Source organism: Aerosakkonema funiforme FACHB-1375 (assembly GCF_014696265.1).
GTDB classification, from domain to species: Bacteria; Cyanobacteriota; Cyanobacteriia; order Cyanobacteriales; family Aerosakkonemataceae; genus Aerosakkonema; species Aerosakkonema funiforme_A.
Map to the genome: position 1 here is coordinate 1 of NZ_JACJPW010000154.1, position 16,060 is coordinate 16,060.

11 protein-coding genes are annotated in these 16,060 nt (G+C 42.2%); 2 read left to right on the forward strand and 9 right to left on the reverse strand.

The window, feature by feature from the left end:
• Positions 1 to 850 precede the first annotated feature (850 nt).
• Positions 851 to 4,723: an NACHT C-terminal alpha/beta 1 domain-containing protein gene (locus tag H6G03_RS34035; RefSeq protein WP_190474793.1), complete on the reverse strand. Its 3,873-nt coding sequence runs from the start codon at positions 4,721 to 4,723 to the stop codon at positions 851 to 853.
• Between the two features lie 188 nt (positions 4,724 to 4,911).
• On the opposite strand from H6G03_RS34035, the gene H6G03_RS34040 reads away from it, so the two are divergent.
• Positions 4,912 to 5,304: a hypothetical protein gene (locus tag H6G03_RS34040; protein ID WP_206756663.1), complete on the forward strand. Its 393-nt coding sequence runs from the start codon at positions 4,912 to 4,914 to the stop codon at positions 5,302 to 5,304.
• A 129-nt stretch (positions 5,305 to 5,433) separates the two neighbouring features.
• Here the strand turns inward: H6G03_RS34040 and H6G03_RS34045 are convergent, their stop codons facing one another.
• Positions 5,434 to 5,901, reverse strand: coding sequence for a hypothetical protein (locus tag H6G03_RS34045; protein WP_190474797.1), 468 nt, complete (start codon positions 5,899 to 5,901; stop codon positions 5,434 to 5,436).
• Between the two features lie 77 nt (positions 5,902 to 5,978).
• Positions 5,979 to 6,893, reverse strand: coding sequence for an RpnC/YadD family protein (locus tag H6G03_RS34050; RefSeq protein ID WP_190474799.1), 915 nt, complete (start codon positions 6,891 to 6,893; stop codon positions 5,979 to 5,981).
• 166 nt (positions 6,894 to 7,059) lie between these two features.
• Here H6G03_RS34050 and H6G03_RS34055 point away from each other — a divergent pair, with 166 nt between their 5' ends.
• Positions 7,060 to 7,800 carry a DUF429 domain-containing protein gene (locus tag H6G03_RS34055; RefSeq protein WP_190474811.1) on the forward strand — a complete coding sequence of 247 codons (741 nt, stop codon included), beginning with the start codon at positions 7,060 to 7,062 and terminating at the stop codon, positions 7,798 to 7,800.
• Between the two features lie 12 nt (positions 7,801 to 7,812).
• Here the strand turns inward: H6G03_RS34055 and H6G03_RS34060 are convergent, their stop codons facing one another.
• The 6 genes from H6G03_RS34060 to H6G03_RS34085 all read right to left on the reverse strand — a co-directional run bounded on the left by H6G03_RS34060 (position 7,813) and on the right by H6G03_RS34085 (position 15,955).
• On the reverse strand, positions 7,813 to 8,304 hold the full coding sequence (locus H6G03_RS34060; RefSeq protein ID WP_190474800.1) for a chemotaxis protein CheW: 492 nt from the start codon (positions 8,302 to 8,304) through the stop codon (positions 7,813 to 7,815).
• Between the two features lie 16 nt (positions 8,305 to 8,320).
• Positions 8,321 to 11,149, reverse strand: coding sequence for a hybrid sensor histidine kinase/response regulator (locus H6G03_RS34065; protein ID WP_190474802.1), 2,829 nt, complete (start codon positions 11,147 to 11,149; stop codon positions 8,321 to 8,323).
• 37 nt (positions 11,150 to 11,186) lie between these two features.
• Complete coding sequence (locus H6G03_RS34070) at positions 11,187 to 12,290, reverse strand: PstS family phosphate ABC transporter substrate-binding protein (RefSeq protein WP_190474804.1); 1,104 nt, start codon at positions 12,288 to 12,290, stop codon at positions 11,187 to 11,189.
• A 74-nt stretch (positions 12,291 to 12,364) separates the two neighbouring features.
• Positions 12,365 to 14,857 (reverse strand): methyl-accepting chemotaxis protein, encoded by a 2,493-nt coding sequence (locus H6G03_RS34075; RefSeq protein ID WP_242060524.1) that lies wholly within the window; start codon positions 14,855 to 14,857, stop codon positions 12,365 to 12,367.
• Between the two features lie 91 nt (positions 14,858 to 14,948).
• Positions 14,949 to 15,476, reverse strand: coding sequence for a chemotaxis protein CheW (locus H6G03_RS34080; protein ID WP_190474807.1), 528 nt, complete (start codon positions 15,474 to 15,476; stop codon positions 14,949 to 14,951).
• Positions 15,477 to 15,586: 110 nt separating this feature from the next.
• Complete coding sequence (locus H6G03_RS34085) at positions 15,587 to 15,955, reverse strand: response regulator transcription factor (RefSeq protein WP_190474809.1); 369 nt, start codon at positions 15,953 to 15,955, stop codon at positions 15,587 to 15,589.
• Between the last annotated feature and the right edge of the window lie 105 nt (positions 15,956 to 16,060).

The window sequence follows — 16,060 nt, forward strand, 5'->3', positions numbered from 1 at the left end:
TTGAATATTCTCAGGATGGCGCTAACTTGCAAGAAATTTATCGAGCCGCCGATGCCGCACTATACCAAGCGAAGGCAATGGGACGAAATCGAGTATTGGTGTCGAGTACCTGCCACCACTCTTCCACTGTACGATAACGAGGGCTTGATATGACACTTTAGGGTAGGGAATCTGGATTATAAAGATTTCTTAAAAAATAAAGTTTTTGTTACTTTTGCTGCTTGGCGTTCTGGCTTCACCTTACCGTACTTTTAAACTGATTCCATACTTTTGATGTCACCGCCTGGGCATTTCGATCGGAATGCGATTTAATCAGTATTCATCCTTTACCTTCCAGAATATTGAAAATTGATAAATCATCACGCCCATTAACCGTAGGAGCTTTCGCATTCGGGCGACAATCTTTCCTGGTAATCGACAATTTAGATACCCGAATGCTTCGCCCGACCCCGGCGATAATTTATCTGAACAAACATTTTTGTTTGACATTATAACAGGGCCTTCCAGAATGTTGAAAATTGATAAATCATCACGCCCATTAACTGTAGGGGTGAAGCATTTGGGCGACAATCTTTCCTGGTAATCGACAATTTAAGTACCCGAATGCTTCGCCCTCCCCCCGCGATAATTTATATACACAACAATTTTTATATTAACACAAATAGGGCGAAGCATTTGGACATAAATATTTTGGTTACGCCACATAAATTATCACATCAGGACAGGGCGAAGCATTTGGATATAAACATTTTGGTTACGCCACATAAATTACCACATCAGGACAGGGCGAAGCATTTGGATATAAACATTTTGGTTATGCCACATAAATTGTCGCCCAAATGCTTCGCCCCTACAAATTTTCCATCATTTTCTCTCTCATCCAACCGACCATATCTGCGATTAAATTTGGTTGACTCGGTGAAAATGTTTGCAACCCAAATTCCCCGGTTTCCCACACTACACAAATCGCGCCATCAAATTTGCTCAAAGCTTTCAGAAATGTATCGCTAAATCCTGTGGGTGTGGCTGTGAGTGCTGTGGAATCGTAGCAGATGAAAAACAAGGGATTTTCGCTATTGCGGCGCAGGTTATTCCAATAAAGTTTGAGTTTTTGCATTGTTTCTGGATACCCATTCTGCCACTCTGGACAATTTTGATTTAGCATCAGGTCGTAAATTTCTGGGGCGGGGTTTTCGGGGTCGATGAATTGGTGTGTGTCGATGCAAATTAGCTTTACTTGGCTGCATAATTCGGGTTGATTGTTAATAGCTTCGGCAAGGACTTGGGGTAAGTTTGCTATGTTGAGGTTTGCTGTTGCGGTGTTGGTAAGGGTGTCTTGATGCCAAGCTTGATAGAAGTCGGGGTAGGGCAGATTTTGGGCGTAGCTCCATAAAACTTCAAAACATTGCTTATAGCGTTCATGCTGATTTTTATTAAATTCTTTTATGAAAGTATCTTTTAGCATAAAAACTATCTTCTTAACCAAACTAAAACTTTTGATTGAATGAAGAAAGGAAGATGCGACTAAACATATATTCTCATTATTATTGGTAGGTACAATTTTTATTAGAATATTAACTATATTTTGGTTGTCTTGGTTAATTTGACCTAAGCTAATAATAGCATTCGTAAATATGAATTCATCTTCGCAAATATGCAGCAATTCTATTAAGTTATCTATGGCATTTTTATTATTATTATCTAATTTTAACAAAATATCAGCTATTCGCCATTGCATAAACTGATCTTCACAAGTTTTCAATAGCATAGTTAAAGGATCTATGGCATCTTGATTACTGGGAGCAAGTTTAAGTAAGCTACTAGCTGCTAAAAGAACAACTTCATGCTCATTTTTACGCTCGTGCATCAGTTGGAGTAGAGCATCAATTACAACAGGATTTTCCTGGCCAATCCTTTCTAGAACATAAGCAATTTGCTGCATTTCTTTAGGTTCTTGACAAGTTAATAAAAGCTGTTTTGAAATCGCAATTGCATCTGGATTTCCTTTGTCTAATTCCCCTAAATCATCAGCAGCCCACCGACGAACTTTAGGATGTTTGTGGTGTAAAAGCGATTTTAAAATTTCAATAGCATCTTGCTTGGCATCATCAAAATTTCCCAAAACCCTAGCAGCAGAACATCTGTTAAGATAATCCTGGCTGTTATAGCTTATTTCTTTCAAAGTAGCAATGGGATGTTCTTGCTTGCTTGATTTAAATTTAGATAAGCTCTCAGCAGCACGAATACGAGTAGATTCTGACTCCCTGATATCTAAAAGCTTATTTAGTACATTAACTACATCTTGACTGACTGTATTAATTTCTCCTAAATTTCGAGCAATGACACAGCGACTAGAGTTAGATTTAGAGTCGTCTAATCTTTCTATATAAAAAGTGATTAAATCTGGATCGCTTTTATCTAAACTGTACATTACATTAGCTGCTCGGTTACGAATATTTACACTTTTATTCGATAGTAATTCTTTTAATTTACTAACAACGGTTGTATTATACTTACTAATTTCCTCCAATGTATGACCAGCTTGCCTATAAATGTCACTGTTTTCGCTGTTTTCTAAAAGTTTAAAAAGAGCAGCAATAGCATCTGAATTTCCATTGTCAATTTTTTCTAAACTATATGCTACTTGCCATAAAAGTTTATTATTTGTAATTTTTAATAGTTCTTTCAAATGCCTAATAGCAACTTTATTATTTTGGTCAATTTGCCCCAAGATATAAGCGATTTCCACAGAAGTAGATTCTTTTTTACAGCTATATAACAACTTTTGTAAAACAAAAATAGCTTTTTTTATGTGTGTTTTCTCAAGTATTTTTCTTGCTTCTTGCCACAGTAAGTTAGAATTATCAAAGCTCCAAGTAGCTAGTTGTTCAACAATTTTGGTACTCATATCAAAATCACCAAACTCGGCAATTCCCTGTGCTGCCATGAAAAATGCTCGATATTTATAAAATCCTCCACATCCATCCTCAAAATTAACCAAAGCATCAATAAATTCCTCTTTCTGCTTTCCTTCTATCGTCCCTCGCCCCAACCACAACAAAATTACCTCTTTCCACTGCGGCTCGAAAATGCGATAACACTTGCCAGTAACAGGACGATTAATATGGTTGCGAGGTAAGAAAAAATCCCAATAGTTAACGTTTTCATCAATAGCCAAAGCTGCAAAATATTCCTCAAAACTGGAATGTAAAAACGAATAAATAGGCTCTTTGGTGCGGATATCCCTGTCAACTAAAACCAACCATCCCAATTTCTCTGCTAGATTAAACCACTCTTCCTCCATCTGCTCAATGGCAAAATCTTCCTCAATCCGAAAACTATTAGCGCTTTCCATTGCCGCTAAAGCTAATTTTGCTAAAACTTTTTTAATTTTGTTTTTCTCCGTTTTTGTTAATACCCGCTGATACTTCTTCTGGAATTCCTCTTGTTTCCATTCAAAAAAATAAGTAGTAAACTGCTCGTAAAGTGCCGCCTTCGTTTCGGGCAATTCCTGTTCGGGTACGCACCAAGATTGACACAACATCGACAACCGCAGGGGATTGCGTACCAGTTCTTTGATTCGCTCTTTTCCCGGTGATTTTAACTGTGTTGTTAAGCGTTTTCCCTGTTCTCGCCAAAAAGTTTCATGCCCACAATTGCGCCGTTTCTCATCCTGACTCGCCTCCTCAAACCACTGGCGAATAAACTCATCCACATCATCCGGTTCAAATTCCAATGTTTTATAAGTATCAAAATCCGTCAGGGTATTGCTAATCGCCGCATCCCAAACATTCAAACGACAAGTTAGCACCACCCGCGCCTTACCAACCCAGTCTGTCAGTTGTTCCCGAATTCTCGCCAACGCCTCGATAGGGGAAGTCGCCGCCATTTCATCCACCCCATCCAACAGCAACCAAACTTTACCTGTTGCGAAAAGTTGCTTGAATTCTTTTCTGATTTCTGGCGTGACATTTTCGGCTTCAAAATCGATAAATTGCAATGCTTTGGAGAGCCAATTATTGAGTAAATAATCGGCAATTGTGCTAGAACGTAAATCTGCCAATCGAATACAAATGGGAAAATCGGGGGAATTTTTCGCCAAACGTTCCGCCAATTCTCCTAACAGTGTAGTTTTCCCCGCACCCGGTTCGCCAATAATGGCAATATGCTTGCCTTTTTCAGTGTTATTTTCGGCAATAACTTTCTGGAAAAAAGCATCATCTTTATAAGTTTGGACGATTTGCAGTTCTGGTTCTTTCTGCGGTGGCGAGTCTTCCCCAGTGGGGTTTTTTCTGGGGTTTGGTGTTTTGGGACGTTCCATTAATCCCAAGGGAACGTAAATATTTAATTCATATTGTTGTGCGGTTGCTTGGCGGCGGAGGTGTTGGGTTGCTAAAACTTGGTTGCAGATTTCGCGCCAGTTTATTTCTGTTGGTGTGGTTGTTGGTGTGGGTGGGTTTAACTCGTTTGCATCTACTATTTCGTTTATGTCTAAGTTTAAGGCTTCAACAATCCAAAAAATAAACTTTTTATCTATTGGCGTTCCTTTAAGAAATCGCTTAACTGTATCAATACTAGCACCCGATCTTTTTGCTAAGTCTTCATAAGTCCAACCCTTTTTTTCTGGTTCTCCAGGCTTTTCCAGTTTAGCCATTTTTTGGCGAACTTCTACCAGTCCTTCTGGAGTTGCAGCAATGCTACGGGATTTGGGAGTTTTACTCATCGGTGATAGATGGGTAGGTTACGACTAGAATGCCAGTCTAATAATCGCTATTGACAAAAACATCATAGTGTGTATGTTTATTTAGACCTCGGCAGGGCGAAGCATTCGGATATATAAATTGTCGATTACTCAGAAAGATTGTCGCCCGAATGCTTCGCCCCTACATCATAATCGGTAGCTTAAGAAAAATGGTAGTGCAGAATGGTGCAGATCGATCTGCACTGTTCCAGCGCTGTTCTGCTCTAGAGGATACCCCAAACATCGAGTTATTTGTAGGTTATGAGTTTGGAAATACAAAAATGAGTACCCAATTATTGAAAGCTATCCTTTCTCAAAACCCAGAAATCCAGCTTTTGATTTTGTTGGCTTTTGTCAGTTATTCGCAGCATCAAAGTATTGAAGTTCAGCCAAAAACAAAATTTACAAAACAAAAGATGATTTTGGTTAGTTCGCAAGTGGGGGAATTTGGGATTGTTAATATTATAGGATGGTTCGATCCAATTTCAGGTTTATGTGTTGGTTTTTGTTTCTTTCTTTGGCATTTGGTACAAGTTTTGATTGCAGAAAGAAAGGATGATTAAAGCCCGCCAGGGATTCAAACCCCAGCGTCATAGCGAAAGTCGGTTAAAACCGACTGAAATATTAAATTCTTCAGTCCACTTTAGTGGACTTTCGCTATTAGCTGGGGACTTGAGTCCCCAGCGGGCGTCTTATTCCCCCGCCATCCACCAACCAGAATCGATGATACTTTCTCCTCGAAAAGTAAAATAGAGAAAATCGTGTCCGCCTCGCCAAAAATAAATCAAATACTGGTAATCTCCTGTGGGCTTATTTCTGCGATCGTGTTCGATCGCCGCAAACAAAAAATCACCCTTGATGGCAATTCGATCGGGATTTCCCATCCACTGAATAATCTCAGATTTGCTATATCTCCCCGTTCCCAAACAATCACCAAGCTGATTCATTACCTGCTGTTTGCGCCCATTCCATCTATCTGCATCATCACTCCAATCGCCGCCACCAAAGTGTCCTGGGATGGTTCGCAAGTTTTTATATTCTACTGATAATTCTTCAAGATTGCAAGCATTTGGATCTGAATAATTGGCGGCGGCTATCCAAGTGTTACCCACCAGGAATAATGCTAAAAGCAGGATTAATCGATTTTGATATTTTCTCATATTTAAATAACGCACTTTTTAGCTAGTAGGTATGTTGTTGCGCTTTAGCGCTGAAGCGCAACAACGTACCTATTGTTTTAGCCACCAAACCTAGCTAACAACTCCTCGCGAGAGAGTTGCAGTAACAAAACAGTAAACTCCTCTGGAGGCAATTCCAACAAACGCTCAATAATTCCCGATAATTGCTCATCCAAAACACCAAATCGCACGCGCAACAAATTTTCAATGGTAGCGCGGCGTTCCCTCATTACTCCTCGCTGCAAACCGCGTTCTTCTCCTTCCTGTATAGCTTCGTCCCGCCATTGTAAAAGTAGTGGTGATAATTCCATAGCTAACTCCCGATCTTCTCGATCTATATTTTGACTCGCTTCGATGGTCGCTTGCAAATTCGCCAATAACAAGAGAGCGTTTGAACGTAATGGATGATTGGGTGGAAGTGTACCTATTTCGTTAATCGCTTGTTTTTGCACATTTCCTTTACCCAAAAGTCTCAGCCATAGCGTTTCTGGGGTGCGCGGTAACTGGTGAATTACCACAATTGCTGTTTTCAGAATTTCTCCCAGAAAATACACTCCTGTTGGCCAGTTGTTTTCATCCGCTTCGGCTTTACATCCGTTTAAAATGGTTGCCGAAACGGTAGGCGAAAGAATCCACAATGTAGGTAAATCAGCTTCATCAAGACGAGTGTTGTTTCGCTGACTCTCACGCTGCGAATAGGCGTGGATATCAAATAGTTTACCCATACAGCCGCGAATTTGGCTGGGGGATACGGCGTTGCGGAAGGGTTCAAAGATGGATGGGATACTGGCAAATCGTCCCAGCAATCCCAGCACTTCTGCATCTCCCCTCTGTCCGGGTGGGTAAGGGGTGAACCACACATCTATTTGTCGCACTTCTCCAGGGACTTCTTTGCTGGCTTCTACCTCACCGAGAGGTTTTAACAACTCTTTTAGATAGTCCTTGGCAAATCGATCGTAAGGAAATTTTGTCATTTAATTTCAGCAATCAAACTTTCGGGCTAATCTGCTAATAGCTAAGTTTTTACTTGGTGTTTATTTAGTTTAATGTTAGCATAAATACAACCATAATCGGCATTTTAATAAGTTATTTTAATTTGCTGAAATGGCGTATATTATCTGACGAAAAAGTTCTGGTATGATGAAATTTATCGGCATTGACCTCGGTTGGACGACAGGTGCAAGCGGTTTATGTTGCCTAAGTTGGGCAGATAATCAATTGCATCTTCTTAACTTAGATCGACGAGAATCTAATGAAGATATTCTCGCTTGGATCGATACCTATGCACCATCATCAGAATCGGCAATAATCGCGGTGGATGCGCCTACCCTGATTCCCAATGCAACTGGAATGCGACTACCGGATAAGTTGACTCACAAACATTTTCATCGCTATCACGCGGCTTGTTATCCTGCTAATCTCGGTCGCCCTTTTGCCCAACGCACGGTAGAATTTGGGTTGAGTTTGGAAGCACGGGGTTTCGTTCACGCACCAATCATAGAAGCGCAAAAATTAGGCAGATTTCAAATCGAAGTATTTCCCCATCCCGCGATTGTAAATCTATTCGGTTTAGAACGCATCCTTAAATATAAAAAAGGTAAACTTTCAGAACGTCGCGCTGAATTAATCAAGCTGCGACAATATATTTTAGATTACTTACCGAATTTAGAACCATCTCTCAAATTACCCGATTTACCGGAAGTTCCTTTAACTGGTTTAGCACTGAAAAGTGTAGAAGATAAATTGGATAGTTTAATTTGCGCTTATGTAGGCGCTTATTGGTGGTATTGGGGATTAGAGAAAAATTTGGTTTTGGGCGATCGCACTACTGGATACATAGTAATTCCCGCCTCTTCCTCTTCTTCTTCTCCCTCCCCGTAGACGGAAAAAGGCTTAGGGATTGGGGTTTACCAACTTATCCAAATTGAGATAAAACACAATATTATTATCCGAACTTTGAATAACCTTTTCAATCGCTGGCGGCAAATTTCCCCGATCGTAAAGTTCGGGAACTTCACCAAAATTGTCCTCTGCTACTTGCAAAACAGTTGGAATTTCAGGCACAGGGATTGCAAAACGCTCTCCTTCCTTCAGGGTACAAACAATCAAGTATTGTCGTTCTCGATCGTCGCGACTGCTAAGAAAAAGCTGAGACGGATAGATGAGAGTAATGATTTCGTCTTTGTATTTTACTAAACTGCGATCGCGCAGTGTGCTGTTAGGCATATCGCTCTCAATCACCCCATGCGGCGTAAACTCATTGAGAACGTGCAGCACGCGGTCTATAGGAATAGCATATCGTTCGTTTCCCAGTTGAAAACAAAGCAGTTTATGGGTGGGTATTCGAGTTGGGAGATTGCGTTTACTGCGAAATCGTCTGTTCATATTTAATTGAAAAATTTTACTTTTTAATTAATTTAGCGATCGCCTCCAATAATTGACCCTCATTGTAAGGCTTAGTGAAATATTGGACAGCACCCAATTCCATCGCCAACTGACGATATTTTATACCAGAACGAGAAGTCAACATAGCAACTGGGATAGAGGCAAAGTGGGGATGAGATTTGAGACTGCTTAAAAGTTCAAATCCATCCATACGAGGCATTTCTATATCTGCAATTATCGCACTGCAATCAATACCTTGCTCCAACTTAGATAAAGCATCTTGACCGTCTTTAGCTTGTGCTACCCGGTAACGTGCGCGAGTTAGACTTTGCGAAAGTAACTGCCGGATAGTGTAAGAATCATCTACAACTAAAATTTGCGGTTGCAAACTAGAGGGAGGCGTCAGCAAATCAGTGCGTACACCCAGCGAAGATTTATTTTCAACGGAAATAGTCATGCTGCTGTGAGTGTGAAATTCTTCTAGCAGATCGTCCACATCTAAAATAGTAACTACCTGACCGTCACCGAGAATTGTGCAACCAACAATACCGCGTGGTTTAGATATAGGAGGAGGCAGCGGTTTGACAACAATTTCTTGTTGACTGAGAATGCGATCGACTGCGATCGCGACAACTCCTTCGCTAGAAGCTAAAACGATCGCAGGAATTGAGTCTTGAGGCAGCGATTCAGCAGATGATGAGAGATCGGGTATATCGTAGTGCAATAAATCTTGCAACTGCACCAGCCGAATAAACTCCTCCTCCCACCACAACATCGCTTGATTACCTGCCATTTGAATTCGATCTGGTTGAATGTGGATAATTTCTTCTATCGCATCCAACGGGATTGCGATCGTATTTTTTCCCACCATCACCAACAAAGCATCAGAGATCGAAAGCATTAGCGGTAGCTTCAAAATAAAACTGGTGCCTCTACCAGGACGGGAATCGACTTTAATCGTGCCGCGTACTTGCCGCAAATTGTTGCGAACAACATCAAGACCGACTCCTCTACCGGAAAGGTCAGTCACCTCTTTAGCAGTACTAAAACCAGGCCAAAAAAGGAATTCGTACAATTCGGCAATCGAAAGATCCGCTGCTTGTTCGGGTGCGACTAAACCTTTTTCGACAACTCGCGATCGAATACCTTCCGGGTCAATACCTCGACCATCATCCGTAACAGTAATAATAGTTTGTCCGCCTTGGTGACGCGCTTCAATTTCAATTTGACCGCTGGCCGGTTTACCCGCTGCAATCCGCGCTTCCGGCGATTCGATGCCGTGATCGAAAGCATTGCGTAACAAATGCACTAAAGGATCGCGCAAAGCATCGAGTAAAGTTTCATCTATTTTAGTATCCCTTCCCAACAGCAGCAGATTTACATCTTTGTTAAATGTGCGGCATAATTCTCGCAGAGCTCTCGGCAAACGATCGACTGCGCGACTGAATGGCACCACTCGCAATTGCATAACGCGACTGCGAAGTCGATCGGTAATGCGGCGAAGTTGGTCGGTGCTGCGTTCAAATTTTACCGCCAATTCATCTACTAAACTTGCCGACTGAGCGATCGCTTGTGTAATTTCAATTAATTCTACTGCTTTGGCGTGGAATTCTGTATATCGATCCATTTCCAAAATATCGAAGTGAGGTTTAGCAATTGGAGATTGAGAATTGCTTTTTTTTCCTATTTCCGATTTCCCATTATCCGTTCCCCATTCTCCCGCTAGACGATCGTATTCTTCTCGCAATTCGCTACCAAAATGATGCAACGAAGAAATGCTCTTGCGGATGCGTTTAGCTTCGGAACGCAATTGCGCTTCCTGGAGTTCAAAATTTGTCCGATTGATTACCAACTCTCCCACCAAATTAATCAATTCCGTCAGGCGTTCCACCTCGACTCGAATAGTCGGCTGATTTGAGGGAGAGATGGGAGATGGGAGAAGTGGGGGATGGGGGGACTGGGAGATGGGGGAAGCATTATTGCCATTTTCTCCCGCTCTCCCGCTCTCCTGTTCTACAACTCTCTCGCGCTCCTCAAGGAGTTGCAGATCGATCGCTTCTCCTTGCAACACTTTGGTGCGAATCTTCTGCAATTTTTGGGCAATTTTCCATCCAGAAGACTGCAACTGCTCTACACTCAAGTTGGGAGTATCGATCGCATCTCTCAATTGGTTGGCAATTTCAGCTAAGTAAGATAGCTGTAACATCCCCGCCACGCCTGAGATTTGGTAATAAATATTGTTGATAGTTGCTATTGTTTGAGGCAGGTTTTCCGCACTAGATTGAGAAAGTTCCGCTTCTAATTGATTAAATACAGATGGTAACTCGAATTCAAAAATCACCTTGACAGCTTCAGCGTTCACTAAACTGTTAATTGTGTAATTTGCAGTCTCTTCTTTTTGACCGTATTTAGCTTCCAGCGTTGTTTTGATTTGAGCGATCGCCAAAATATGAGGCTCTGTTGAAGATTCCGATTCTGCAATAGCAATTTCTTGATTTAATTGGTCAGGTCTAACTCCATCGGCGATAATTTTTAGACTATCTAAGCCATGTAATAAAGCAGTAATTGTAGATGATTCCAGTTCGGAAAGATCGACGCGATCGCGTAAAATTACAAAGCAATCTTCTAAACAGTGAGCCGCTTTTGATAAGCTATTAAATCCAAATATAGAAGACGAACCCTTAATTGAATGGGCACATCGGAAAAGCGTTTTAACTGTCTGCAAACGCTCCTCCGCAGAACTGCTACTTTCCATCGCCAAGAGATTTGCTTCCATAGTTTGCAGAAACTCCTGGGTTTCAGCTATAAATATACCGATTAGCTCATTAAAATCTTCAGGGTTCATATAGCTAGAGGCATACTAAAAACTAAAGAAATCTATTTTAGTCCCTTTTTTCTTGTTCTGTCGCCTTCAACAGTTTCATTTTTGAGTTGTCCAGTTCCTTTTGACTGAGGGGAAAATAGCCGACTTTTCTAATTTCTTGGTTGATATAAGTTAGGTAAAAGTTGATGAATGCTCTCACCTGCGGCTTTTTGCGAATGGTATTAACATCCGAGTACATCAAGAGCTGGCGACCCAAAAGGTATTTGCCATTCTCCACCGTTTCAGCTTTTGGTTCGACCCCTTCGATCGAAATAGCTTTCAGGGTATCAGCATTATGTTGATAATACGAATAAGGCAAAAATGTAATGGCGTATGGATTAGCCGCAACAGCTTGAATTATGTAATCATCATCGTCGGTGAATTGAGAGTTAGGCGAGTTCAGAAGCAGCTTATCTTTATCATCCAAGACTTTCTCAACAAACAAGCTGAACCTTGAAGCTGTAGAACTGGGAAGGATGCGTTGAATTTTTTCGTTAGGCCATTTGGGATTTACATCCGACCACTTCTCGGCGGTAAAAAGCGCAGCTAATTCTTTTGTGGTGGCGTTAGTCAGCAATGTATTCTTTCTGTTGATGACGACAGCCACAGCATCGCTACCGATGCGAAACTCCACAGGCGTGCGACCGTTGGCAGTGCAAGCCTTAATCTCGTCTTCTTCGATCGGACGGCTGGCATTGGCAATGTCAGATTTCTTCTCTTTACAGAAAAGATTGAAGCCAGCCCCAGTACCAATACTGTAAATATCGATCGTACCCGCATAGCCATATGCAATGAAGCGTTCGTAGATGGCTTTAGAGAGGGGAAAAACCGAAGAACTGCCAGCCACAGTCAGATTCCCCTCTACTTCCAGAGGGTCAATTTCTGGTAGCCTGACCCCACTGGAGTTCTTAGTTGTGGGGGCAGTTACGAGTTGTGCGATCGCTTCTGGCTTAGCGGTCAAAGGTTTTTCTTCAGATGGCTTGTTTTGTGACGGCTTCGCTTGCACGCCAGCATCTGTCGGCACACTCTTGGGCGCGATTGTCGCAGACGGTTTATCTGGGCTGCTACAGCCATAGCACAAGAGAGTCAAAATGATGAGAATACTATAGCTCGATCGCTGCATTACAGATTCCTCCAGGTTTTTATCGGTGACATACTTAAGTTTTTTTCCAGCTTTAGCATAGGGTTTTGTAACTTTTAACTTCTAAAATTTGCTACTGAATCTTGCAGCTTATTGACAGAAACTGAGAGTCCGTGCAGTGAATCCTGTACTTGTAGAGCTTTTTGAGCGGTAGTTGTGGAAATGCCATTCACCTGTCGCATACTGCCGGAAATCTGTTCGGCAAAAGCCACCTGTTTTTTAGCTGCACGGGTAATATTTTGAATCAAGGCATTGATTTCCCGGCTGACTTCAATAATCGCAATCAAATTAGTCTTAGCTTCCGCAGCTAGCGTCGTACCTTCTACCACTTGTTGCGTTCCTGACTCCATAGCTGTCATCACTCGACTGATTTCATCCTTAATAGTATTAACAATTTCTGATATTTCTTCTGTTGCTGAAGCAGACCTTTCTGCGAGCTTACGCACCTCCTCCGCTACTACTGCAAATCCCTGTCCGTGTTCGCCAGCTCGTGCCGCCTCAATCGTAGCGTTAAGAGCGAGTAAATTAGTTTGCGCGGCAATTTGAGAAATCGAATTGACAATTTTGCCAATTTGTTGTGAGCTTTCACCCAAACGTTTCATCATTTTCGATGTTTGGGCTATTGTTTGACGCAAGTCGTTAATTCCTTCCACAGTGCGATCGACAGCTACTCCGCCAACTTCTGCTGTTTTAGCTGCCTGTTCAGCTACTTGTTCCGCCCGTTTTGCTACATCTGAAACATCTTTAATAGAATTGAGCATCCGCTCGATTTGTTGCAGAGTTCCATCAATTTGTTCGGCTTGATGGTGAGATCGATCGGCAAGCTGAGTCGTGTCATTTATGGAAGCGCTGGTCGCAGTACGTACCTCCTTAGAAAGGTCTTGAATACCGTTTACTACTTTGCGTAAGGAACCGATTAAAAAATTAAATGAATCGGCAACAGCACCCAGGATATCATTGGTTACTTGCGCTCGTACTGTTAAGTCTCCCTTGGCGGCTCCTTTGATTTCATTGAGCAACTTCAGCACTTGTTGGGTGAGCGAATCTGCTTCCGCTTGGCGTTCTGCTGCCAATTTTTGCAATCTTTCTTCTACTTGTTTTCGTTCTGTAATATCATAGCGGATACTAATATATTTAATAATCCGATGATTGGCATCGAATATAGGTGCGATTGTAGAATCAACCCAATAAAATGAGCCATCTTTACGCTTGTTTTTGATTTCGGCTTTCCATACTTTACCTTGAGAAATGGTTATCCACATATCTGCGAAAAATGATTGGGGGTGATGCCCTGAGTTAACCAGGCGATGGTTTTGCTCTAACATTTCTTCACTGCTGTATCCAGAAATTTCACAAAACTTTTTATTGACATAAATAATAGTGCCATTTGTATCTGTTTCGCTGACAATTGCCGCTTCATTAAGAGCGTACTGACGCATCTTTAATTCATTTTGCAGTTGTTGGAGTTCATTATTGGAATGAGTTAACTCTGCCGTCCGTTCATTCACACGTTGTTCGAGTTCCGCATTCAGGGCACGAAGTTGCTCTTCAGCTCGCTGGCGCTTGAGATCGAGGGTACTTAGGGTTTTGGCAGTCCACCAAACGATCGCGCCAAAAACTGCTACGTTAAAAACTGCTTGCAGGGATATGGCAAGGTCGGTGTTGTAGTTTTTGGCGCGATATCCTGTTAAAATTAACCAACCGACGATAGGAGGAATGCCGATCGCTGCGGAAGCGAGACGCCGAGCCATCATACCCCCCGCATTCTGATTTGTGAAAACGCTCATCACCCCTTTGTCCGGACAGGCGCACAGGATACCTATGCAGAGGATCGAAAAGGTAACCGCTGTGTGCAAAGCCATTTGCGTGTAGGAATTTATCCCGTAAAGGGATGAGATGCTATAGGCATAGCCCAACAACCCTACAAAGGCTACGAAAAAACTGGCTAAGCTCAAGATTTGAGCTGCTTGATAGTTAGTGTAATTTCCCACTAAAAATAGCAGCGCACAGCCCAAGAAAACAAAATTCACAGCTGTATTGGCACCCATCCGACCGGGGGCAGAAGTCCCGACAGCCTTTGCTGAGTCTTTAAACAGAAGTTGATCGATGCCAAAGTCTCTTTGCAAAGCATACTGTAACAATGTGAGCAAGCCGATTAACAAAACGACACCCGCACACACTTGCACCCAGCGTCGCAGATTCAGAGTTGGAGAGTGGGAAATCTCCTGTTCGCTTCTGTCTCTCTGTCCCTCTGCCCTTCTCCCCTCCTCGTGGGACAAAGTGGAGTTGTTCCTCTCTTCCATCCCCTGAGATTTATGCCATATCCACAAAGCTGCACCTGCCAAGATAAAGCATAAGGCAGTATTGACTTTCATACTGACTAAAGCGGGGAAAACGCTTTTAAAAAGGGGAATGTTAAACATCCAACCCAGGATGACTGTGCAGCCGATCGCTATAACTGCAATACTGGCTTTCCTAGATAAGTTTTGCAGCCGAGCGATACGCTCATGGGTCATTCGTTCGTCTCTTCCATTGACATAATATTCCATATTAAATAAAGCTCCTCCGCTAGGCATCCTCAAAACTAAAGAACCATTTTTCCCGAACAGCGATCGATGATGACCAAGCGTTTGGATAAACTTACACCACGATTGGACTAACCCACCGATCCCGCGTTAGCGATATCGCTTCTATATCTACAATCATCAGCAGACGACCCCGATCTTCATATAATCCACGCAAGAAAGGAGCTAATTCTTCACTAACCTCTTGTGCCGATACAATGCGATCGGTATTCAGGTGTACCACTCCTTCTACAAAGGAAACCGCCAATCCCATCCGCATCGGTAATAGTCTTACATCGTTAGGATCGGGAGCTTCCACTACTAGAATACGACAGTCGGGCGAATGCCAATCAACTGTACCGGGCTGGTGCGGCGGCAATATTTTTAAGCGACCGGACAAGCCACGATCTTTTATACCGATAAAATGACCGAAATCCATTACTGCTATAATTTCACCCCGCAGGTTGGTTATTCCCAGCACAAAAGGGAGAGTGTTCGGTACGGGTGTAATGAGTTGTTGATTAAAAAAAAGTACTTCTCGAACTGAAGCCAGAGCGAGAGCAAACAAGCTTTTATCTTGACCAAAAATAATGAATTTAGTCATCGATCGTTAGCCATTGCTAAGACAGTATGTTCTTTTTTTGCTTGGATTTTGATGTAATTTATTGGCTATTACCAATCTTTTTTCCCAAAATAACCACCAAATATTAACTATTAGTTATTACCCATTAGCTTTTTAACGATGTTGATTAATTGTTGCGGGTCAAAAGGTTTAGTGATATAGGCATCTGCTCCCATATCCATGCCCCAAATTTTGTCAATTTCAGTATTTTTTTGGGAGCAAAATACCACTGGTAAGTGTTTGGTTTTTGGGTTTTCTCGCAGTTCTCGTACTACCTCAAACCCGTTCATCCGTGGCATCACGACATCTAAAACAACAAGGTCGGGAGGCGATTCCTGGATACGGGCGATCGCTTCATCTCCATCGCTAGCTCGATCGACAGAAATTCCCGCCTCTTGTAAAATTCGGCATATAATTTCTAGCTCGGTAGCTAGATCGTCCACAACTAATACTTTTGACATAGGAGATAGGAGTTAGGGGCTAGGGGCTAGGGGTTAGGGAAGAGGGAAGAGGGGAGAGGGAAGAGGGGCTAGGGGCTAGGGGTTAGGGAAGAGGGAAGAGGGGAG

Excerpts from the sequence above, each read along its gene's own strand:
- H6G03_RS34050 (WP_190474799.1), bottom strand. The coding sequence starts at position 6,893 with ATGACAAAATTTCCTTACGATCGATTTGCCAAGGACTATCTAAAAGAG.
- H6G03_RS34060 (WP_190474800.1), bottom strand. The coding sequence starts at position 8,304 with ATGAACAGACGATTTCGCAGTAAACGCAATCTCCCAACTCGAATACCC.
- H6G03_RS34035 (WP_190474793.1), bottom strand. The coding sequence starts at position 4,723 with ATGAGTAAAACTCCCAAATCCCGTAGCATTGCTGCAACTCCAGAAGGA.
- H6G03_RS34080 (WP_190474807.1), bottom strand. The coding sequence starts at position 15,476 with ATGACTAAATTCATTATTTTTGGTCAAGATAAAAGCTTGTTTGCTCTC.
- H6G03_RS34075 (WP_242060524.1), bottom strand. The coding sequence starts at position 14,857 with ATGGAATATTATGTCAATGGAAGAGACGAACGAATGACCCATGAGCGT.
- H6G03_RS34085 (WP_190474809.1), bottom strand. The coding sequence starts at position 15,955 with ATGTCAAAAGTATTAGTTGTGGACGATCTAGCTACCGAGCTAGAAATT.
- H6G03_RS34040 (WP_206756663.1), top strand. The coding sequence starts at position 4,912 with ATGGTAGTGCAGAATGGTGCAGATCGATCTGCACTGTTCCAGCGCTGT.
- H6G03_RS34070 (WP_190474804.1), bottom strand. The coding sequence starts at position 12,290 with ATGCAGCGATCGAGCTATAGTATTCTCATCATTTTGACTCTCTTGTGC.
- H6G03_RS34065 (WP_190474802.1), bottom strand. The coding sequence starts at position 11,149 with ATGAACCCTGAAGATTTTAATGAGCTAATCGGTATATTTATAGCTGAA.
- H6G03_RS34055 (WP_190474811.1), top strand. The coding sequence starts at position 7,060 with ATGAAATTTATCGGCATTGACCTCGGTTGGACGACAGGTGCAAGCGGT.
- H6G03_RS34045 (WP_190474797.1), bottom strand. The coding sequence starts at position 5,901 with ATGAGAAAATATCAAAATCGATTAATCCTGCTTTTAGCATTATTCCTG.